The 22,586-nt window shown below is 71.0% G+C and carries 9 protein-coding genes; 2 read left to right on the top strand and 7 right to left on the bottom strand.

The features are described 5' to 3' along the window. Positions 1-3,231 (top strand): hypothetical protein (locus AC5Y7D_RS26075; RefSeq protein ID WP_499928664.1); only part of this gene is annotated, 3,231 nt, incomplete at its 5' end. Positions 3,232-3,275: 44 nt separating this feature from the next. Here AC5Y7D_RS26075 and AC5Y7D_RS26080 read toward each other — a convergent pair. From AC5Y7D_RS26080 to fadD32, 3 genes are read right to left on the bottom strand one after another with little or no spacing between them, the layout of a single operon-like run. Continuing rightward, a complete protein-coding gene (locus AC5Y7D_RS26080; RefSeq protein ID WP_499928665.1) occupies positions 3,276-4,856 on the bottom strand; it encodes an acyl-CoA carboxylase subunit beta in 1,581 nt (526 codons plus the stop codon). Then, the gene (pks13, locus tag AC5Y7D_RS26085) at positions 4,856-10,207 is read right to left on the bottom strand and encodes a polyketide synthase Pks13 (protein ID WP_499928666.1); all 5,352 of its coding nucleotides are present in this window, start codon (positions 10,205-10,207) and stop codon (positions 4,856-4,858) included. Before pks13 ends, AC5Y7D_RS26080 begins: the two co-directional genes overlap by 1 nt. Before the next feature lie 20 nt (positions 10,208-10,227). Continuing rightward, a complete protein-coding gene (gene fadD32, locus AC5Y7D_RS26090) occupies positions 10,228-12,117 on the bottom strand; it encodes a long-chain-fatty-acid--AMP ligase FadD32 (protein ID WP_499928667.1) in 1,890 nt (629 codons plus the stop codon). A 458-nt stretch (positions 12,118-12,575) separates the two neighbouring features. Here fadD32 and AC5Y7D_RS26095 point away from each other — a divergent pair, with 458 nt between their 5' ends. Beyond that, complete coding sequence (locus tag AC5Y7D_RS26095; RefSeq protein WP_499928668.1) at positions 12,576-16,646, top strand: PE family protein; 4,071 nt, start codon at positions 12,576-12,578, stop codon at positions 16,644-16,646. Between the two features lie 250 nt (positions 16,647-16,896). Here the strand turns inward: AC5Y7D_RS26095 and culp6 are convergent, their stop codons facing one another. The 4 genes from culp6 to aftB form a co-directional block, all read right to left on the bottom strand. Next, positions 16,897-17,910 (bottom strand): carboxylesterase Culp6, encoded by a 1,014-nt coding sequence (gene culp6 / locus AC5Y7D_RS26100; protein ID WP_499928669.1) that lies wholly within the window; start codon positions 17,908-17,910, stop codon positions 16,897-16,899. Positions 17,911-18,139: 229 nt separating this feature from the next. Continuing rightward, positions 18,140-19,045 (bottom strand): esterase family protein, encoded by a 906-nt coding sequence (locus AC5Y7D_RS26105; RefSeq protein ID WP_499928670.1) that lies wholly within the window; start codon positions 19,043-19,045, stop codon positions 18,140-18,142. Between the two features lie 153 nt (positions 19,046-19,198). After that, complete coding sequence (gene ag85A, locus AC5Y7D_RS26110; RefSeq protein WP_499928671.1) at positions 19,199-20,242, bottom strand: diacylglycerol acyltransferase/mycolyltransferase Ag85A; 1,044 nt, start codon at positions 20,240-20,242, stop codon at positions 19,199-19,201. A 389-nt stretch (positions 20,243-20,631) separates the two neighbouring features. Next, positions 20,632-22,572 (bottom strand): terminal beta-(1->2)-arabinofuranosyltransferase, encoded by a 1,941-nt coding sequence (gene aftB / locus AC5Y7D_RS26115; RefSeq protein WP_499928700.1) that lies wholly within the window; start codon positions 22,570-22,572, stop codon positions 20,632-20,634. Positions 22,573-22,586: the final 14 nt, after the last annotated feature.

Raw genomic sequence — 22,586 nt, forward strand, 5'->3', positions numbered from 1 at the left:
GGGGACGGCGGCAGTGGCGGCTACAGCGGAGCCGGCGGCACAAACGGCAGCGGCGGCGGCGGCGGCCGCGGCGGCCGCGGCGGCGGCGGCGGCGACGGCGGTTCCGGTGCCGGCTTACAAGATGTCGGCGGTGCCGGCGGCACCGGCGGAGCCGGTGGCAATGCCGGGGCTGGGGGCACAGTCGGCGCCGGGGGTATCGGAGGCCAGGACGGCAATTACGGCACTGGCGGCCTTGGCGGCAACGGCGGCAATGGCGGGCTTGGCGGCGATGGCGGCACCGGCGCCGCCGGCAGCACCGGCGGGAGCGGCTCGGCGGGCGGCAGGGGTGGCGACGGCGGTACCGGCGGCAGCAGCGGTACCGGCGGCATCAATGGCAGCGGCGGGAGCGGCGGCAAGGGCGGCGGCGGCGGCATGGGCGGCACGGGCGGTTCCGGCAGCGGCGCCGTCCGTGTCGGTGGCGATGGCGGCATAGGCGGCGACGGCGGCGGCGCCGGGGCTGGCGGTCTCGCCGGGGCCGGGGGTACGGGTGGCAGCGACGGCCACGCCGGCGCCGGCGGCACCGGCGGAAAAGGCGGTACCGGCGGCAACGGTGACATGGGCGATCCCGGCACCGGCAGTGGTCCCGGCGGCTCCGGCTTCGCGGGCGGCGCCGGCGGCAAGGGCGGGTCGGGGGGCAACAGCGGTGCCAGCGGCGTTAACGGCGACGGCGGCGACGGCGGGACCGGCGGCACGGGAGGTGTCGGAGGCACCGGCCGTTCCGGCGTCGGCTTACTCCTGGCCGGCGGAACCGGCGGCACAGGCGGGACCGGCGGCGCCGCCGGGCTCGGTGGTTCGGCCGGATCCGGCGGTACCGGCGGGGCCGAAGGTCTCGGTGGCGTCGGCGGCAGTGGCGGCACCGGCGGCACCGGCGGCACCGGTGATGACGGCGCCCTTGGCGTCGGTGGTGGCGCTGGCGGCACCGGCGGCATCGGCTTCGCGGGTGGTGGCGGAGGTGTCGGCGGCGTAGGCGGCGCCGGAGTTGGGTTCGGCACCAATGGCAGCGGCGGCACCGGTGGCAGTGGCGGAACCGGCGGCAACGGCGGCAACGGTGGTTCCGGCGTCGGCCTCCAACTCGCCGGCGGCAACGGCGGCCTCGGCGGCGGGGGTGGCAACGCAGGTGCCGGCGGTCAAGCCGGCATCGGTGGCGCCGGCGGTATAGCGGGCAGCGAAGGCTTTGGCGGTCATGGCGGCACCGGCGGCGCAGGCGGCGCAGGCGACAATGGCGCGCCCGCCGCCGGCAGCGCCGCCGGCGGTCCCGGACTCGCCGGGGGCAACGGCGGCAACGGCGGCGCAGGTGGCACCAGCAGCACCACCGGCCACGGCGGCAATGCCGGCAACGGTGGCACCGGTGGCACAGGCGGCAACGGCGGGGACGTCACCGGCGGCATCGCATTCGGCACAGCCGGCAATGGCGGAATCGGCGGCGGAGGTGGCGCCGGCGGCAATGGTGGCGCTGCAACCAACGGCGGCAGCGGGGGCAACGGCGGCAGTGGGGGCAACGCCGGCGACGGCGGCGACGGCGGCAGTGGGCCCCTGTTCACCAACGGCGGCAACGGCGGCGACGGCGGAAGCGGCGGGATCGGCGGCAGCGGCGGCGCCGCACTCGGTGGCGGTAGCGGTGGCACGGGCGGCGGCGGTGGCGTCGGCGGCGCCGCAGGCAATGGCGGCGGCGCCAGCCTCCAATTCAGCCCCACCACCGGCGGGAAAGGCGGTGCCGGTGGCAATGGCGGCATGGGCGGCGCCGGCGGAAACGCCGACATCGGCCTGGCCGGCACCGGGGGCATGGGCGGGGCCGGCAACAACGGTGGTATCGGCGGCGGCGGCACCACTCAGGGTGGCGCCGGCGGCGCTGGGGGTAGCGGCGGCACCGGCGGCAACGGCGGCACCGCAACGAACGGCGGCACCGGCGGCAACGCAGGCAACGGCGGCAGTGCCGGAAACGGCGGCATCGGTGGCGGCAGCACGGGCGGTTTCGGCCCTGCCGACGTCGCTGGTAACGGCGGCATAGGAGGTGCCGGCGGCGAGGGCGGCACCGGTGGCGCCGCACACAACGGCGGTAACGGCGGCAACGGCGGCAACGGCGGCAACGCCGGAACCGGCGGCAACGGCGGCTACGCCGGCATCTACAGCGACAACGGCACCGGCGGGAACGCCGGCGACGGCGGTGATGGCGGCGGCGGCGGCAACGGCGGTGCCGCGACCGGCGGCGGCAACGGCGGCAACGGTGGCGGCGGCGGTAACGCGGGCAAGGGTGGCGACGGCGGCACTGGCGACGTGTTCAGCACTGCCGGATTCAGCGGGGACGGCGGCACCGGTGGTAGCGGTGGGGTCGGCGGCGCAGCAACCGATGGCGGTAACGGGGGTAACGGGGGCACCGGCGGTAGCGGCGGAGACGGCGGTACCGGCGGCCCAAGTCGTTCCACCGCGACCAACGGAGGCACCGGCGGTGACGGCGGCGGCGGGGGCGCGGGTGGGGCCGCTTCCGGGGGCGGCGACGGTGGCATCGGAGGCAACGGCGGTATGAGCGGCGTAGGGGGCCTGGGCGGCACCGCCCTGAACGTCAATCCCGCAGGTGATGGCGGAGATGCCGGCGCCGGCGGCGCCGGCGGTGCCGGGGGCGCGGCAACGGGCGGCGGTGACGGCGGCGACGCCGGCACCGGCGGTATCGGATCGGCCGGCGGTGGTGGCGGTACCGGTGTCGGCACCGCCTCCGGCGGTACCGGAGGCCACGGCGGCAACGGCGGGGTCGGGGGCATCGGCGGCATCGCAACCGGCGGTGGCAACGGCGGTAGCGGCGGCAACGGTGGCAACAGCGGGGTCGGTGGGGACGGCGGCAGCGGCCCCCAGTACAGCTACACGGGCAACGGCGGCAATGGCGGCACCGGCGGCAGCGGCGGCACTGGCGGCCGCGGCGGCGACGCAGACCTCGGCAGCGGCGGCAGCGGCGGGGTCGGCGGCCTCGGCAACACCGGCGGCACCGGTGGCAACGGCAACAATGGCGGGACGGGTGGTACCGGCGGCACAGGGGGCGACGGCGGCGATGGCGGGGACGGCGGCGACGGCGGGCTGTCCGGAGGCGGTGGCGGCGCCGGCAACCTGCACGGCAACGGCGGCACTGGGGGTACGCCGGGAGGCACCTCCGGCGGCCCCGGGATTGATGGGGTCGACGGCACCGACGGCCACATCATCTGAGCCGGGCGCCCGCTAGCCCCGCCCGCCGACCCGCGAGCCACCTATTAGACCGGAATGAGCCCGTGCTTACGCGCCAACCGCGACCAGTTCTGCTTGTCCCGCAGCAGGTGCATCGACCTGCGCAGCAGCAGGCGGGTCTGGTGCGGGTCGATCACCGCGTCGATGAAGCCGCGCTCGGCGGCGGTCCACGGGATCGCCATGTTGAGGTTGTAGCCCTCGATGAAGTCCTTCTTGATCTGCTGCGCCTCGGGCGTGGTGGGGTCCGGGAAGCGCTTCATCAGCAACTGCGCGGCCCCCTCCGCGCCGATCACGGCGATGCGCGCGGTGGGCCAGGCGAAGTTGAAGTCGGCGGTCAGCTGCCGCGAGCCCATCACGGCGTACGCGCCGCCGTAGGACTTGCGGATGGTGATCGTCACCTTCGGCACGTCGGCCTCGACGACGGAGTAGAGGAACCGGCCGCCGCGCTTGATGATGCCCCGCTTCTCCTCCTCGGCGCCGGGCAGGAACCCGGGGGTGTCCACGACGAACACCAGCGGAATCTGGAACGAGTCGCAGAACCTGATGAACCGCGCCGCCTTGTCGGAAGCCTCGTTGTCGATGGCCCCGGACAGGTACATGGGCTGGTTGGCGATCACGCCCACCGGTCGCCCGTCGACCCGGGCGTATCCGGTGATGATGGCCGGCCCGTGCTGCGCGGCGACGTCCAGGAAGTCGCCGTCGTCGAAGATCCGCAGCAGGATCTCATGCATGTCGTAGGCCGCATTGTCGGAGTCCGGCACGATCGAGTCCAGCTCCAGGTCGGTCGGCGTGATCTCCGGTTCCAGACCGGGATTGATGACCGGGGGCTTGCCGAAGCAGTTGGACGGCAGGAACGACAGGAACTCGCGCACGTACTGGAACGCCTCGGCCTCGGAGTTCACCACCTGGTGGATGTTGCCGTAGCGGGCCTGCGCATCGGAGCCGCCGAGTTCGTCGAGGGTGACCTCTTCGCCGGTGACCTCGCGGATCACGTCGGGACCGGTGACGAAGAAGTAGCCCTGGTCGCGCACCGAAACGAGCAGGTCGTCCTGAATCGGCGAATAGACCGCTCCCCCGGCGCACTTGCCGAAGATCAGCGAGATCTGCGGCACCACGCCGGACAGCGCCTCGTGACGTTGGCCCAGCTCCGCGTACCACGCGAGCGAGGTGACCGCGTCCTGGATCCGGGCTCCACCGGAGTCCTGGATACCGATGATCGGGCAGCCGACCATCGCGCACCACTCCATCAGCCGGGCGACCTTGCGGCCGAACATCTCGCCGACCGTGCCCTGAAAGACGGTCTGGTCGTGCGAGAACACCCCGACCGGGCGGCCGTCGATCATGGCGTGGCCGGTGACCACGCCGTCGCCGTAGAGCGCGTTGGGATCGCCCGGGGTCTTGCACAGCGCCCCGACCTCGAAAAAGGTGCCCGGGTCGACCAGCGCGTGCACGCGGGACCGGGCGCTCGGGATGCCCTTCTTGTCCCGCTTGGCGGCCGCTTTCTCGCCGCCCGGCTCCTTGGCCAGCTCCAGACGAGCGCGTAGCTCGGCCAGCTTCTCGGCGGTGGAATGGATGACGGGAGCTGGTTCCGGAGCTAATTCGGTCACTACTTGCCTATCTCGCTCGTCAGTTCGGCCTCGATGTTGTCCAGCGCGCGGCTCATGTGTTCGCCCACCTTGGCGATGATCGGCTCGTCGATGGCCTGGATGTGCTCACCACCGATCGGCACAACCTCGAGGTCGGCGACGTACTCACCCCAGCCGCCGTCCGGCTTGCGGATGCCGTACCGCGGTTCGAACATGATCGCGTCGTCATGGTATCGATCGGCCATGTAGAGCGTGACGTGGCCATCGAACGGCTGGATCTCGGCGGTGTCGATGGCCCGGTTGTCCAGGTACGACGTCCGCTGGTGCTCGATGATTCCGGCCGGGATCTGCACGCCGCTCTGGCTCACCGCTTCCAGCACGAACCGGACCTGGCCATCGTCGTCGAGTTCCTCGAGCTGCTCGTACGGGATCGCCGGGATGGTGACGTTGAACGTCTTCTCCGCGAACTTGGCGTAGCGGTCCCAGCGCTTGCGGACCTCCTCCTTGGTCTGCGGAATCTCCTCGCCGGCGCGCACGGCGTCGATCAGGCCGACCCACTTGACGTCCTTGCCCAGGCGCTTCAGCCCGATCGCGCACGCGTAGGCCAACACCCCGCCCAACGACCAGCCGGCCAGAATGTAGGGTCCGTCGCCCTGCATCTCGATCAGCTTCGGGACGTACTGCGCGGCACGTTCTTCGATCGACCCCTCGACTCGTTCGAATCCGTACATCGGCGTGTCCGCAGGCAACCGCTTGAGCAGCGGCTCGTACACCACCGTCGAGCCGCCGGCCGGGTGGAACACGAACACCGGTGTCCGCGAACTGCCCTCGGGCCGCGCCCGCAACGTGCGCACGAAGCCGTCGATCACGCCGGCCTCCAGGTAGTTGCGCACCTTGTCGGCCAGCGCCTCGATGGTCTCCGAGCTCTGCACGTCCTCGACGGTGATCGCACCGTCCGCACGCTCGGAGAGCCGCTGCGCCATCTTGGCGGCCTTCTCGTCGTCCAGCTTGGGCAGCGGGTTGAAGATGCCGCCCGCGGACTTGCCGGTCACGACGGCCCAGGTCGCGAAGACGACACGCTCGGCGGCGTCCCGGGGCGGGACGTCGGAGTTCAGCGCCTTGGCGACGGCCTCCTGACTCAACGCACCAGCCGTGGGCTTCTCGCCGTTACCGGCGGCACCGTTGAAGCCGGGGCCGGCCGGATCGGTCGGTGGCGGCGGAATCGGCACGTCCGACGGCGGCGCGGCCGGCGCTGCAGGTTCGGCCTGCGCTTCGGGTTCCGACTGCGTCTGCGGCTCGGCTTGCGGGTCGGGCGCCGGCGCCACCAGGCTGGCCGGCGAGGCGCCGCTGAGCAACTCGGCCTGCGCCCGGGCGATCTCCTCGGCGGTCTGCGTCTTCTGGTACTCGTGAAGCTGCTCGACCTCGTCGCGGTGCTCGATCGCGTACTCGATCAGCTTCTCCACGGCGTAGAGGTTGGCGTCGCGCACGGCGGTCAGCTGGATCGGGGGCAGGTCGAAGTCGTACTCGACGCGGTTCTTGATCCGCACCGCCATCAGCGAGTCCAGGCCCAACTCGATCAGCGGCACCTCCCAGGGCAGGTCCTCGGGCTCGTAACCCATGGCCGCCGCCACGATGGTGCCCAGGCGGTCGGCGATGGTCTCGCCGGAGTCCGGAGACCAGCGGCCGACGTCTGAGGGCAGGTAGCGGTTGGTCAGGCTGTCCGTCAGCGTCTCGGCGTCGGGCTCCTCGACGGCAGCCGCGGGCACGGCCGATTCGGCCGTGATCGCCGTGCCGGCGCCGACCGCGACCGGCAGTACCGCTTCCGAACCGCCACGCGCCACCAGGGCGTCATAGACCAGCGTGAAGGACTCGTCGATGCGGGCGTGCACCTGCACCGAAGCGCCGCCGGGATGGCGGGTCAGCGTCGTCACCAATCGCGCGCCCTCGCCGGGCACCGCGCGCTTCTCGGCCGCCGTCAGCGTCGCGTCCGGCAGGACCGCCGCGGCGGCGGCTTTGACCAGTGCCGCAAGATCGGGCGTCCTCTCCCGGGGCGCGTACTCCCACACATGGCGACCGTCTGGCAGAGCAACGTGGGCGCCCGGCATCAATATCGAGCCATCCCCGGCGAAATGCGCGTCCAGCCAGTGTTCCTTGCGCTTGAACCGGGTCGGCGGGATGTTCGCGTAATCCTCTGGCCCAGATGCACGGGTGAACAGGGTGCGTACGTCCAGGTCGTGGCCGTGTACGTACAGCTGCGCCATGGTCGAGATCATCGACTCGACCTCGTCCTGCTTACGCGCCAGTGTCGGGATCAGCTGGGCGTCATGCAGACCGGCGGAGGCGGTGGTCAGGCCCACCTGCATCAGCGCCACCGGGTTGGGGGCGAGTTCGAGGAAGGTGGTGTGCCCGCTGTCGACGGCGTTGCGGATGCCGTGGGTGAAGTAGACGCTGTGCCGCAGCCCCTTCTTCCAGTAGTCGACGTCGTGGATCGGCTCACTGCCGGGCTTGATGTAGCGGCCCTCGTGCACCGTGGAGTAAATGCCGCAGGTGGGGCGCATCGGCTTGATGCCCTGCAACTCCGCGGCCAGCTCACCGAGCAGCGGATCCATCTGCTGGGTGTGGCTGGCGCCCTTGGTCTGGAACTTGCGGGCGAACTTGCCCTCGGATTCGGCGCGGGCGATGATCGCGTCCACCTGCTCGGGTGGACCGCCGATGACGGTCTGGGTGGGTGCGGCGTAGACGCACACCTCCAGATCGGGGAAGTCGGAGAACACCGTCTTGATCTCGTCGGCGGAGTACTCCACCAGCGCCATCAGCCGGATGTACTCGCCGAACAGCATCGCTTCGCCCTCACCCATCAGGTGCGAACGCGAGCAGATGGTGCGGGTGGCGTCTTGCAGGGACAGACCGCCGGCGAAGTACGCCGACGCAGCCTCGCCCAGCGACTGTCCGACCACCGCGGCGGGCTTGGCGCCGTGGTGCTTGAGCAGCTCACCGAGGGCGATCTGGATCGCGAAGATGGTGACCTGGGTGGTCTCGATGCCGTAGTCCTGCGAGTCGTCGAGGATCAGCTCGAGCACCGAATAGCCCAGTTCGTCCTGGACCAGCGCGTCGACCTTCTCGATCCACTCGGCGAAGACGGGGTTGCGTAGGTACAGGCTCTTGCCCATCTTGCGATGCTGGGCACCGAAACCGGCGAGCACCCAGACCGGGCCGTTGGTCACCGGGCCGTCGGTGCTGAACACATTCGGCCGCTGCTTGCCCTCGGCGATCGCGCGCAGGCCCTTGATGGCTTCTTCGTGGTCGTGGGCCAGCACCACCGCGCGCGAGCGGCCGTGGTTGCGCCGCGACAGCGAGCGGCCGATCGACTCCAGCGACGACGCCTGCCCCTCGGGGCTTTCCATCCAGTCCGCGAGTTCGGCGGCGGCGGCCTTCTTGCGCGAGGTCAGGAACGCCGAGATCACTAAGGGAACAGTCGGTTTGGGAAAATCAGGTGCGAGTTCTTGTGTCGCAAGCTCTTCCAAAGCGGCGGCCTTCAACTGCAGCGCCTCTTCGGTGACACCCGGCAGTTCGTACTCGTCCGCGGCGGCGGCCGGAGCGTCGTCGTCGATGATCTCGCCGTACTCGTCGAAACGCAGCGAGTGACCCACTCCTTCGGTCAGCTCACCACCGGCGGATACCACCGCAGCCTGCGGCGCCGCGGCCGGCTCCTCGGGTTCCCGCTCGATGACGTCGCGCGGCAACACCTCGCGCACCACCACATGCGCGTTGGCGCCGCCGAAGCCGAAGCTGGACACGCCGGCCAGCGCGTAGCCGCCGTAGCGAGGCCAATCGGTCGGCTCGGTGATCACCTTCAGGCGCATGGCGTCGAAGTCGATGTAGGGGCTGGGGCCCGCGAAGTTGATCGAGGGCGGCAGCTTGTCGTGCTGCAGTGCCAGCACCACCTTGGCCATGCTCGCCGCGCCGGCCGCCGATTCCAGGTGCCCGACGTTGGTCTTGATCGCACCCAACAGCGCCGGGCGGTCGGCCGGACGGCCCTTCCCGATGACGCGGCCCAGCGCCTCGGCCTCGATCGGGTCACCCAGGATGGTGCCGGTGCCGTGCGCCTCGATGTAGTCGACATTGCGCGGGTCGATGCCGGCGTCCTTGTAAGCCCGCCGCAGCACGTCGGCCTGGGCGTCCTGGTTCGGCGCGATCAGGCCGTTGGAGCGGCCGTCGTGGTTGACCGCGGTGCCGGCAATGACGGCCAGGATCTGGTCGCCGTCGCGGCGGGCGTCGTCGACGCGCTTGAGCACCAGCATGCCGGCGCCCTCGGAGCGCGTGTAGCCGTCGGCGTCGGCGGAGAAGGACTTGATCCGGCCGTCCGGCGCCAGTACCGCGCCGATCTCGTCGAACCCGAGCGTCACCGCGGGGGTGACCAGCGCGTTGACGCCTCCGGCCACGACCACGTCGGCCTCGCCGTTACGCAGCGCCTGCACGCCCTGGTGGATAGCCACCAGCGAACTCGAGCACGCGGTGTCGACCATGACCGAGGGGCCGCGGAAATCGAAGAAGTACGACACCCGGTTGGCGATGACCGCACCCGAGTTCCCGGTGATCGCGTACGGGTGCGCGACCGTCGGGTCGGAGATGGCCAGGAATCCGTAGTCGTTGTTGGTCACGCCGACGAAGACGCCGACCGATTCGCCGCGCAGGCTGGACGCCGGGATGCGGGCGTACTCGAGCGCTTCCCAGGTCAGCTCCAGCGCCATCCGCTGCTGCGGGTCGATGTTGTCGGCCTCGGTCTTGGCCACCGCGAAGAACTCGGAGTCAAAGCCCTTGATGTCCTTGAGGTAGCCGCCGCGGGTGCGGGCCTTGGCGACCCGCTCGGCCAGCCGTGGCTCTTCCAGGAATTCCGACCAGCGCCCCTCGGGCAAGTCGGTGATCGCGTCGCGGCCTTCCATCAGCGCCGCCCACGTCTCGTCGGGGGTGTTCATGTCGCCGGGCAGCCGGGTGGACATGCCCACGATCGCGATGTCCACCCGCTCGGCCGGGCCATTGCGGGACCAGTCGGCGGCGTCGGAACCGTCGTCCTCGGGCCTCTCGGGTTCGCCCTCGATGATCCGGGTGGCCAGCGACTCGATGGTCGGGTGCTGGAACGCCACGGCCACCGACAGCGTGACGCCGGTGAGGTCCTCGATGTCGGCGGCCATCGCAACCGCGTCCCGGGAAGCCAGACCCAGCTCCACCATCGGCACCGACTCGTCGATGGAGTCCGGTGACTTTCCGACGGCCTTGCCCACCCACTCGCGCAGCCATTTGCGCATTTCGGGGACCGTCATCGGAGTCTTGTTCTCGGGCGAGGGCGTGTTCTCCTGGCTTATGTCAGACATCAGCTACCTTGTTCAGTCGATCATTCAGATGTGGCGAAGCTGGTCGCGGAGTTGACGCCACTGCGCAAACTGCCGTCGAGGTAGGCCGCCCGGCAGGCGCGGCGGCCGATCTTGCCACTGGAGGTTCGCGGGATCGAACCGGCCTGCACCAGCAGCACGTCGCGCACGGTCACTCCGTGCCCGACGGCGATGGCCGCGCGGATGTCGTCGGCGATCGGCTGGTATTCGAGCTTGTGGGTTCCGGCGGCACGCTCGCCGACGATCACCAGTTGCTCGGAGGTGTCTTCCGCGTCGAACTTGAGGCCGGCGTGCGGGTCGTCGAAGACCTTCTGCGGCAGTTCGTTGGCCGGCACCGAGAACGCCGCGACGTAGCCCACCCGCAGCGCCTTGGTGGATTCCTGCGCCGTGAACTCGAGGTCCTGCGGGTAGTGGTTGCGGCCGTCGATGATGACCAGGTCCTTGATCCGGCCCGCGATATAGAGGTGCCCGTTGTGATAGGTGCCGTAGTCACCGGTGCGCACCCAGAAACCGTCGTCGGCGGCCCCTTCGGCGCGTGACTCGCTGACCCGGGACTTCAGGATGTTCTTGAAGATGTTGGCGGTCTCTTCTTCCTTGTCCCAGTAGCCGACGCCCAGGTTGTTGCCGTGCAACCAGATCTCGCCGATCTGCCCGTCCGGGAGCTCGCTGGCCGTCTCGGGATCGACGATGACGGCCCACTCGTCGACACCGACCTTGCCGGCGGAGACCTGCGCGACAGCCTTCGGTGAGTCGGCGGCCACCTCGACGAAGCGCTGCTTGTTCAGTTCGTCGCGGTCGACGTGGATGACGGTGGGCGACTCGTCCATCGGGGTGGTCGAGACGAACAGCGTCGCCTCCGCCAGACCGTAGGACGGTTTCACGGCGGTCGGACGCAGGCCGTAGGGCTCGAAGGCCTTGAAGAACTTGCGCAGGGACGCCGGCGAGACGGGCTCGCTGCCGTTGAGGATGCCCTTGACGTTGCTCAGGTCCAGGGGCGGCTCGTCGTCGCGTGGCAGACCGCGCACCGCAGCGTGCTCGAAGGCGAAGTTGGGTGCTGCGGAGAACGTGCCGCCGGTCTCGCCGGGCTTACGCGCCAGTTCGCGGATCCAGCGGCCGGGACGGCGCACGAACGCGGCGGGCGTCATGAAGGTGAAGCTCTGGCCGAGCACCGACGTCAGCAACACCGTGATGAGCCCCATGTCGTGGAAGAACGGCAGCCAGCTGACGCCGCGGTCGCCTTCCTGGCCTTCCAGGGCGTTGAGCACCTGCACCACGTTGGTGGGCAGGTTCAGGTGGGTGATCTGCACACCGGTCGGGGTGCGGGTGGACCCGGAGGTGTACTGCAGGTAGGCGGTGGTGCTTTCGCCGGCGTCGGGCTCTACCCAGGTGGAAGCGACCTCGGTGGGCACGGCGTCGACGGCGATGACGCGGGGACGTTCCTTGGCCGAACGCGCGCGGATGAACTTGCGGACACCCTCGGCGGATTCGGTGGTGGTCAGGATCGTCGACGGGGTGCAGTCGTCGAGGACGGCGTGCAGCCGGCCGACGTGGCCGGGCTCGGAGGGGTCGAACAGCGGGACCGCGATCCGGCCGGAGTACAGGGCACCGAAGAAGGACACCATGTAGTCCAGGTTCTGCGGGCAGAGGATGGCGATGCGGTCACCCGGTTGGGTGACCTGCTGAAGGCGGGCGCCCACGGCGCGGTTACGGGCGCTGAACTCCGACCACAAGATGTCGCGCTCGATACCGTCGCGCTCGGTGGAGTAGTCCAGGAAGCGGTACGCCAGCTTGTCGCCGCGCACCTTCGCCCACTTCTCGACGTGACGAACCAGGTTGGTGTTGGCCGGGAACCGGATCTTGCCGTTCACGATGAACGGGTTGTGGTACGCCATATCGCCCTCTCCTGTCACAACACAGCTCGGCGTGAGCCGGTGGCGTTGTCTTCGTGGTCGGCTCGGCCGACGGCTAATCCTTATTGCGTTGCGGCCCCAGATCGTTTCGCGCACATGCGCAGGCCGATCGTCGCGAGCCCTGGACCCGATCAGGTCGTCAACATCCTCTTAAATTCCTCTTAATGTTAAGGGCCGGGGCGCGACGGACCAAATCACACGGTACCGCTGATTACAGCTACCATCTGCGTGCTCGCGCTAGTTTCGCGAATGTTCCTCGCCCGTTGTGAGTGAACCCGAACGTCGGGGCGTGTATTCGGTGGTCAGCGATCCGCAGCTGGGTCACTGCGCGGGTTTACCGTCGCTGCATGTGAAGTACATGTGAAGTTGCTGCAACGGCCGGGTCGCCAGGGGAAGCTTGAGTACCGGGATTGACGGGGGCGGCTGAGAGGTGGTCGCAAATGTCGTTTGTGTTGGTTGCTCCGGGCTTCGTGCAGGAAGCGGCGGCCGATATCTTGCAAATCGGGTCGGCCGTTCGGGCGGCGAATTCGGCGGCGGCCACAGAGACAACGCAGCTGATGGCAGCGGCTGCCGACGAGGTTTCGGTCCAGATCGCGGCGCTGTTTGGTGCCCATGGCCGGGCCTACCTGGCGGTGAGCGCCAGTGCGGAGACGTTTCACACCGCGCTGGTTCACGCCTTGCAGTCGGGCGCCGGACAGTATGGGGCCGCCGAGGCGGCTAACGCGTCACCACTGGCGATCCTGGAACAAAACGTGCTGGCGGTGGTCAATGCCCCAACCCAGCTGTTACTGGGCCGCCCGCTGATCGGCAACGGGGTCAACGGCACCCCAGGCACCGGTCTGCCGGGTGGGCCGGGCGGGTTATTAATCGGTAATGGTGGCGGCGGCGGCTCGGGTGTCCCCGGCGGCAACGGCGGAGCAGGCGGTGCTGCGGGATTGGTCGGCACCGGCGGTGCTGGCGGCGCGGGCGGGACGGGTGTTGCCGGCGCCGGTGGTAGCGGCGGAGGGGGTGGGGCCGGCGGCCTGTTGTTTGGGGCTGGCGGGACTGGCGGCGTTGGTGGGCAAGGTGCCACTGGCTTCGCCGGCGGCTCCGGCGGGGTTGGTGGCAGCAACGGATTTTTCGGTGGTGTTCCCGGTGCCGGCGGCGCAGGCGGTACCGGTGGCCCCGCCTTGTCCGGAACACCGGGTACCGGCGGCGTGGGCGGCACCGGGGGGGTGAATAAGGCACTGATCGGTTGGGCAGGCGGCGTTGGCGGGGCCGGCGGGCAGGGAGGCGCCGGCACGGTCGGCAGCCCAGGTATCGCGGGTGGCGGCGCTCTCAACGGCACCGGCGGGGCCGGCGGTTCCGGTGGATTGGGTGGACCGGGTGGAGTTGGTGGCGCTAGCCAGGCGTTGCTGTGGGGCACCGGCGGTGCTGGTGGGGTGGGCGGAGCCGGGGGACCTGGCGGGGCCGGCGGGGCCGGCGGCACCGGCGTGGGCTTCGGCGTCGCGGGTGGCGACGGCGGCATAGGCGGGGGCGGTGGGACTGCGGGTCTAGGTGGTGCCGGCGGCTCGGCCAGCGGTGTGTTCGCCGCGGCTGGGCAACTCGGCACCGGCGGCACCGGCGGCACCGGCGGTACCGGCGGCGCGGGCGGCACCGGAGCCGCCAGCATCACCCCAGGCGGAGCCGGCTTCGCCGGTGGCTCCGGCGGGGCCGGGGGGACGGGCGGGAACGCGGTGAGCGGCGGCATCAACGGCTCCGGCGGGGCCGGCGGCACCGGGGGAGCCGGTGGCGCCGGGGGGGCGGGTAGCGACAGTGTGACCTTTGGTACCGCTGGCACCGGCGGCAGGGGTGGAATCGGCGGCAACGGCGGCACCGGCGGCACGCTCGGCAGCGGGGGTATCGGTGGCAGCCTGGGGGCCGGTGGAACCGGCGGACAGGGTGGCGCGGGCGGGGCGGGCGGCAACCCTCAGGTCACCGTTGCCGGCAATACCGGCAGCACCGGTGGGACTGGCGGCGAGGGAGGGGCCGGCGGAGCCGGCGGCAATGCGGCAGGTCCAGGCGGGCTCAGCGGGTCCGGCGGCGCGGGCGGAGTCGGCGGCGCAGGCGGGACCGGCGGCAAGGGATTCCCCGATATCGTCTTCAGCCCAGCCACGGCCGGCGGGTTGGGTGGAGCCGGCGGCACCGGCGGGGCTGGCGGATCCGCCGGCTTGGTCGGTAGCGGCGGCCAAGCAGGCGCCGGAGGGGCTGGTGGCCAGGGCGGAACCGGTGGCATTGGCGGGTCGGGTGCGCCCGGCACTGGCAACTCGGGCGCCCCGGGCGGTGCAGGCGGGCAGGGTGGGACGGGAGGCACCGCGCAAGTCGGCGGCATTAATGGCGCGGGCGGGACTGGCGGTGACGGCGGTCTCGGCGGCGCCGGTGCCAGCGCTGGCGCGCTGGGCCAGGTCGGCGGCACCGGCGGCACCGGCGGAGCCGCCGGAGCGGGCGGTGCCGCGGGCAGCGGCCCAGGCGCGGCCGGGGGCAAGACCGGTAACGCGGGCACCGGCGGCACCGGAGGCACCGGAGGCAACGGCGGCAACGGAGCCGCCAACACCAACCCGGGTGGCACCGGCTTCACCGGCGGCGCCGGAGGCCAAGGCGGGCAGGGCGGCGCCGCCGGCGCCGGCGGAATCAACGGTTCCGGGGGTCTGGGTGGCAATGGCGGAACCGGCGGCACCGGAGGCACCGGCGCGTCGGTGGCAGGCGGCGACGGCAAGGTCGGCGGCACCGGCGGCACCGGCGGAGCCGCCGGGGCGGGCGGGGCGGCCGGGACCGGAGCAGGCGCGGCCGGGGGCAAGACCGGGAACGCCGGCACCGGCGGCACCGGCGGCACCGGCGGCACCGGCGGCACCGGAGCGGCCAGCACCAGCCCGGGCGGCACCGGCTTCACCGGCGGCACCGGAGGCCAAGGCGGGCAGGGCGGCGCCGCCGGCCCCGGCGGCATCAACGGCTCCGGCGGCACCGGCGGCACCGGCGGCACCGGCGGCACGGGCGGTACCGGCGCGGCCCTCCAGAACGGCGGCGCCGGCGGGCTCGGCGGCAACGGCGGCGGTGGCGGCGGTGCCGGCAGTGGTCCGGGAGCCGGCGCAGCCAGCGGCAACGGCGGCGCCGGCGGATCGGGCGGCGCCGGCGGGGGCGGCGGTGTCGGCGGTCCGGGCAGTGACGGCGGGGACGGAGGCGCCGGTGGGGCCGGCGGCACAGGTGGGACTGGCGGCAACAGTAGTGTCGGCGGGCTCAACGGGTCCGGCGGGGCCGGCGGCGGCGGCGGTGAAGGCGGGGCAGGCGCGGCCGGAGGTTCCGGTGTGAGGGCCGGTGTAGCCGGCGGCGACGGCGGCGACGGCGGTGCTGGTGGCGCCGCGGGAGCTGGCGGGGCGGCCGGTACCGGGGGCGGCGGCGGAATGATCGGCGCCGCGGGCACCGGCGGGACCGGCGGTGTCGGGGGCAGCGGCGGGGCCGGGGATCAGGGGGCGGTCGGCAGTGCCGGCGGCGGCACCGGAGGCGCTGGCTTCGACGGCGGCGACGGCGGAAAGGGTGGCGCCGGTGGCGCCGGCATCGGCGGCGTCAACGGCGGTGCCGGCGGCGGCGGCGGTGCTGGCGGCGCCGGGGGCGAAGGTGGTGGTGGCGGATCGGGCAACGCGACCACAAACGGGGGCGGCGGGGGTAGGGGCGGAGACGGAGGAGACGCCGGAGCCGGCGGGTCCGCGACAGATGGTGGCGATGGAGGCGCAGGTGGTCTTGGCGGATCCGGCGGTCGCTCCGGCGCAGGCGGTTTAGCCGCTTTTGACGGCGGGGCCGGCGGGAGTGCCGGTCAGGGCGGCGATGGGGGTGGCGGAGGGGCAGGCGGGCAGGCCGACGGCGGCGGCAATGGCGGTGTCGGCGGGACCGGCGGGACCGGCGGGCAGGGCAACACCGGTGGAACAGGGCGGGTAGCCGGCGGTACCGGCGGCAGCGGCGGCTTCGGTGGCGCCGGCGGGTTCGGGGGTACCGCAGCTGGTGGCGGAAATGGAGGTCGCGGTGGTGGTGGCGGTTTGGGAGGTTTGGGGGGGGCTGGTGGCGGCGCAACCTTCCTAACAGGTGTCGGAGGTAACGGCGGAATCGGCGGCACCGGCGGCCTGGGCGGGTTTGGTGGTCTCGCGATCGGCGGCGGTGACGGTGGCGCTGGCGGCAGCGGCGGGAGTGGCGGCGAAGGTGGCGTCGGGGGCAATGGTCAGGTCCGCGGCGGCAATGGTGGCGGCGGTGGCGGCGGAGCAGCCGGCGGAAACGGCGGCAAAGCAGATGGCGGGGGCGTCGGCGGCAATGGCGGCGGTGGCGGCAACGGCGGCGTCGGTGGTAGCGGCAGTCGCTTTGCCGTGGGAGGAAATGGCGGTTTCGGCGGCAATGGGGGCAACGGTGGCACAGCGGGCGGCGTCGGCGGGTCCGGCGGATTCGGCGGTGCGGGCGGAACGCCCGGTGGGACCAAAGGTGGCAATGGAAGCCCCGGCAATAATGGATGAATCGGACGCCGCAGTGCCCACAAGCGCACAGTATGCAACGGTGTCGCGGCGCCCAAACTGACAATTCGTGTCGGTCGCGGCAGGCCCCGTTGGGCGGTGTCGGTGGAGCCGGCGGCGATGCCGGGAGCGGCCCGTGGTGCCATCGGAGGCGTGAGCTACGACCTTGTCGAGCCCGCCCTGCCAAGCCATCCCGATGTCGCCTGGTGTCAAGGCGGATCCTGCGCCGCGGTCCCGGAGTACGACGAGCCGCTCAGCTGTGCTTGGGATGCGGCGCCTTGTCCAGCACTCCCTGGGCCCAGTTCAAGGTCCACTGGGTGGCGGACATGCCGCCCGCGTTCCAGAAGTCGGTGGTGGCATACATCGCGTGGATGGGCTGCCCGGCACCTCCGGCCAAGGTGTTCAGCGTGGTCGGCAGGTTGGCGGGACTGAACGCCTCTTTCGGCGCGGCGCAGATCAAGTCGCCCTCGGCGCAGATCTCGTTGGTTCGGCTGTCCAGATCGCCGAAGCCGCCGGGGCGTGCACCTGTCATCGTCAGGCCGAGCCCGGCCAGCACCGGCACCTCGTGCAGGGTGATCTCGGCACCCACGCCCGGCGGGGTCGGCGGAACGTTGTTGCCGACACCCTCCTGGCGGCGGCCGTCGGCGATCAACGTCACACCCAGCACCAGGTCCTCGTCGACGGGACCGAGGCCCGCACCGATATCGCTGGCGACGTCGCCGGCGATCACCGCACCCTGCGAGAACCCGACGATCACGTAGCTGGTCAGCGGGCACCGGTTGTTCATGTCGGTCAGGGCCTTGACGGTGGCCCGGGTGCCTTCCGCGCGGCTCTCGTTGTAGGTCATCTGACCGTCGGCGCTGAGCGGATTGCGGAACTGCGCCGTGTAGGGAACGGTGTATGTCTGCACGCGGCCAGGGGCGAACTGCTGGCCGATCGGCCCGGTCACGTTGAGCAACAACGCCTTCGGAAACTGCGTCGGGTTCAGCGGGTCGTCCGTCGGCCAGGATTCCCAGGTACCCGGCACCGAGATCAACTGCACGTCGGGGCAGGAGGCATCCTGGGAGGCCGGCCGCGGTTTCTTCGGGTGCGACGTCGTCGGCCCGGTAGGCAACACGCCCGGCGGAACCGCGCTGGGCGGAACGTCGCGATGACGTAACAGCATCACTCCGCCGATGATGACCAGAGCCACCACCAGAGCCATCGACGCGGCCGCCAACCAGGCAAGCCGTCGGTGGCGTTTGCGCCGCGCGCTGCTTTTGGCCATGTTCTCCCGCTCACAGAGTCCGGTAGGACCCTCGTTGGGTCCCGGCGAATGGGTCGGGCAAGCGCCTCACCAGGTAACGCACCGTCGCGCCCTACTCACCCGCGCAGCGTGGTGATGCGGACATACCGCGCTCTGCTGCACTCCCTAGAGGGTACCGGCCGTTGGCACCGGCCCGGCCCATCGAATTGGCCGCCCGGCTCGCCGCGCTGCGCCGCGCCTGCGATCACCGCTAGCGAATGGCGCCGACCAGGTCGCCCGACATGGCGCCCAGCTGCCCGGCCCACGAGCCCCAGCCGTTGTCGCCGCCGCCCGGGAAGTCGAAGTGGCCGTTGTGGCCGCCCACGTCGCGGTAGTGCTGGTAGAAATTCCGGCTGTCACCCATCGCGGCATCCGCGGCGCCGAGCATGGCGGCGGGGTTGCTGGATCCCCCGGCGGTCGGGCTCCACACCCAGATACGGGTGTTGTTCTGGGCCAGCAACGCCTCGTGCACCCACGGGTCGTGCCACTTCCACCGGCCGAGCTGTGGGGCTCCCCACATTCCGTTGCCGTCCACACCGCCGAATTGCTGCAACCCGGCCAGGATCGCGCCGTTGGTGGCCGTGCTCGACGGGTACAGGAAGCCCGACAGCGAGCCGGCGAAGCCGAAGCGGTCGGGGTGGAACGTGGCCAGCGCCATCGCGCCGTAGCCGCCCTGGGAGGCGCCGACGACACCGTGCCCGCCGGGCGCCAGGCCCTTGTTGGCGGCCAGCCAGTCAGGTAGTTCGCTGGACAGGAAGGTGTCCCACTGCTTGCTGCCGTCCTGCTCCCAGTTGGTGTACATACTGAAGGCGCCACCGGCCGGGGCCACCACCGAGATCCCCTTGCCGGCGAGAGTGTTCATCGCGTTGCCTGCGGTGACCCAGTTGCTGACGTCCGGATTGGCGTCGGCGGCGTCCAGCAGGTACACCGCGTGTGGCCCGCCCGCCAGGAAGGCGACCGGGATGTCGCGGCCCATGGCGCCCGAGGGCACCATCAGGGTCTCGTACGGGGCCGCCGTGGCGGTGCCCGCTGATCCCAGCGATGCCGTCACACCCCCCAACGCCACTGACAGCACGGCAACGCAGAACAGCCGTAGCACTACCGACAGACCCCTCATGTCCACCCTCCATGGTGTGACGCTGTGCACGACAAGACCTAGCCCGCAGGTAGCTAACCACACCCGCCGCAGCGGGATAAAGGGGAGATAACGCTGACGGCGGCGACCCGAGTGGGTCGCCGCCGTCAGGCGGTTGTTTATCGCGAGCGCGGCTTAGGTGCCAGTGCCCTGGTTCACACCAACCGCAGCGGCGGTGGCAGGACCAGCGCCGGGCGTCGCACCCAGCGTGCTCTGCAGGTCACCCTTCATGGCGTTGAGCTGCGCGCCCCAGTACGGCCAGTCGTGCGTGCCGTTGGCGTCGAAGTTGAACACCGCGTTGTGTCCACCGGCGCCGTTGTAGGCCTCCTGGAACTTCAGGTTGCTGGTCCGCACGAAGCCCTCGAGGAACTTGGCGGGCAGGTTGTTGCCACCGAGGTCCGACGGCTTGCCGTCACCGCAGTAGATCCACAGCCGGGTGTTGTTGGCCACCAGCTTGCCGACCTGCAGCGACGGGTCGTTGCGCTGCCACGCCGGGTCGTCCTTGGGACCCCACATGTCGGACGACTTGTAACCGCCGGCGTCACCCATGGCCAGGCCGATCAGGGAGGGCCCCATCGCCTGCGACGGGTCCAGCAGCGCCGAGAGCGAGCCGGCGTAGATGAACTGCGCCGGGTGGTAGGCCGCCAGGATCAGGGCCGACGAGCCGGCCATCGACAGGCCAACCGCGGCGCTGCCGGTCGGCTTGACCTGCTTGCTGCTGGCCAGGTACGCGGGCAGCTCGCTGGTCAGGAAGGTCTCCCACTTGTAGGTGGTGCAGCCGGCCTTGCCGCAGGCCGGGTTGTACCAGTCGCTGTAGAAGCTGGACTGGCCACCGACCGGCATCACCACGGAGATGCCCGACTGGTTGTACCACTCGAACGCGGGGGTGTTGATGTCCCAGCCGTTGTAGTCGTCCTGCGCACGCATGCCGTCGAGCAGGTACAGCGCCGGCGAGTTGGCTCCACCGCTTTGGAACTGGACCTTGATGTTGCGGCCCATCGCCGCCGAAGGCACCTGCAGGTATTCCACCGGCAGTCCCGGACGCGAGAACGCACTCGCGGTCGCGGAGCCGCCGACGAAGCCGACCAGACCCGAGAGCAGCGCCGCACCAACGGCACCTACCATCAGGCGGCGCGGCATACCTGTCACGGCGCCACGAAACCTGTCAACAAGCTTCATCCTTGCTTCCTCATCCTCATCCTTTGTGGGCACGTCCTTGAGCATCGCTGTGCTTGGGGGCGTGTCCCGAACTGGGTCAGACTGCACGCACGCGGCGCTGCAGTGCATCCGTAGTCAACCACACGTTGAGGCTCCAGCTCTCCTCCGGGACGGCACCGACGGCGTCCTCCAACGGCGATTCGACACCGTTTCGGCTCGGCGATCGGCTGCCGGAAATGCCATTTCCGCATGTGCCCGCCGACGCGTGCATGCTGGTAACAGCTCACATGTGATGTTGCTGTCAACTTCGGCGGGGGCCAGATCGATCGCGCCGACGCGTCGAATAAGGATTCTTAAAAAAATTCTGAGCCGCACCGTCGCGCGAATGCCGATTCTGTTGCGGGTATCACTCACTCGCGCGGCGGCGCCGGCGGTACCTTCGGGATTTCGAGCCCGCACTTGATGAGTTCGTTACGCGGTACCCGGTCGATCCGGTACTGGGTGAACTCGTAGGCGTGCAGCAGGTTGGAAAAGAATCGGTGCAGGGTCATCGGGGCCCGTACCGAGTTGAGCACGGCCCGGGTTCCCGGGCACTGCAGCGCTGCCTCCGCCTCGGCAACCCACTGCGGGTCGAGATAGCCCGGGATGCCCGGCGGCCATTTCACCCACGGCCCGTCGGCCACCACCCAGTCCGGGAACAAGTTCTTGTCGTGTCCGATCCGGCCGTGCTTCAACCGCTCGGTGTGCGCCGCCAGCGGGTTCGCCAGCCCGATCTGATCGATCACCCTGACGTCCAGCCCGACGTTCATGCCCAGCATGCCCAGGTTGGTGAAGAACACCGTGTGCTGCGGCTTGCGGTCCGCGGGCACCCCGGGGCTGCCGGGCGGGATCATCGGCACCAGATCCCACTGTGTGTAGTTGCCCGACGGCAGCAGGAGCGCACCTTCGGGCGTGTTGTCGAGTGCCACGAGTACGGCCGCCATCCGCGGGTAGTCGAGGTAGTCGGCGGCGGTCACCGGGTGTGCGCGTCCGGTTGCCTGCGCATAGAAGCGTCGTTCGTCAACGATGCCCGAGTAGCTGACGTGGGTGGCGTCGTCACCCATGCCGGGTGAGTTCGCCGCCCACAGCGACCACCCGGCCACCGCCAGCCAGAGCACGCTCACCGCGCCGGCCAGCCAGTAGCCGGTCTCCTTGGCGAAATCCTTGCCGTCGGGAATCACCACCGGGATGACGGCCAGCGGCGCCAGCAAACAAAACAGAGGCGTCAGCAGCACCCGGCCATGCATGAAGTCGCCGCCTTGCCGGATCCAGTACAGGGCCTGCAGCAGACCGCTGATCACCATCCAGGTCACCACGGCGGGCGGGCTCTGCACCGCCCGGGCCAGCCGGCCGTATCCCGGCGCCAGCGTGGGGCGACTGAACGACGGCCGGCGTCGTGTCGCCGTCAAAACGATTCCCAGCGGGACCAGCAGAACGACCGGCATCCACAGCGAGTAGGGCGCATTGAAGTTCGCCAGATAGGTCAGGCCTTGTGACCACTTGTCTCCCGCCGCGTCCTTGGCCAGTGCGGTGCCCGGGACCAACAACCCGTAGTACCCCATCCGGAAGATCTGGTAGGCGACGGGCAGCAGCCCGCCGGCCAGCACGATCAGTCCGCGGCGCCGCCAGGTGCGGGCGGCGATCATCATCATGATCAGCGCGGCTCCACCGATGAGCGCCAACTCGGGCCGCACCAGCACGCTGCAGCCCGCGACGAAGGACAGCGCTGCGATGAACCACTGGCTTTCCGGGCGCACCCGCAGGGGTTGCGCCCAGCAAACCATCATCCACCACAGCAGGCCCAGGTACGCCATCACCAGCCCGCTCTCCAGGCCCGACGTCGCGAAGTCCCGCGCCGGGGGCACCGCGATGTAGACCAGCGCCCCGGCCGGCAGCATGATCGCGCGGCGGCCGCGCAGACTGGGCGCGTACAACCGGCCCGTCCCCAGCATCAGCAGCACTATGCCCAGCACCGACAGCGTCAGCGCGGCGGCTAACGCCACGTACTCCAGCTGCAGCGGGCCGCCCACCCAGCTGCAGACGTACAGCAGATAGGTCCAGGCGGTCGAGGTGTTGGCCTCCACGCGCTCGCCCGCGTTGAACACCGGCCCGTTGCCGGCCAACAGGTTTCGCACCGTGCGCAGCACGATCAGGCCGTCGTCGGCGATCCAGCGGCGTTGCCAGGCACCCCAGCCGAACAGCAGCGCAATCACCGCCACACTGATCCACAGGCTGACCCGCACGCTGACGTGGTAGGGGAACACCGGCCACTTGACCCGCCGGACGGCCGGCCGCCACGCCCCCCGATTCAGCGCCGCCGCCTGGA

Source organism: Mycobacterium sp. NGS49, from assembly GCF_059812565.1.

Excerpts from the sequence above, each read along its gene's own strand:
- pks13 (WP_499928666.1), bottom strand. The coding sequence starts at position 10,207 with ATGTCTGACATAAGCCAGGAGAACACGCCCTCGCCCGAGAACAAGACT.
- fadD32 (WP_499928667.1), bottom strand. The coding sequence starts at position 12,117 with ATGGCGTACCACAACCCGTTCATCGTGAACGGCAAGATCCGGTTCCCG.
- AC5Y7D_RS26095 (WP_499928668.1), top strand. The coding sequence starts at position 12,576 with ATGTCGTTTGTGTTGGTTGCTCCGGGCTTCGTGCAGGAAGCGGCGGCC.
- culp6 (WP_499928669.1), bottom strand. The coding sequence starts at position 17,910 with ATGGCCAAAAGCAGCGCGCGGCGCAAACGCCACCGACGGCTTGCCTGG.
- AC5Y7D_RS26105 (WP_499928670.1), bottom strand. The coding sequence starts at position 19,045 with ATGAGGGGTCTGTCGGTAGTGCTACGGCTGTTCTGCGTTGCCGTGCTG.
- ag85A (WP_499928671.1), bottom strand. The coding sequence starts at position 20,242 with ATGAAGCTTGTTGACAGGTTTCGTGGCGCCGTGACAGGTATGCCGCGC.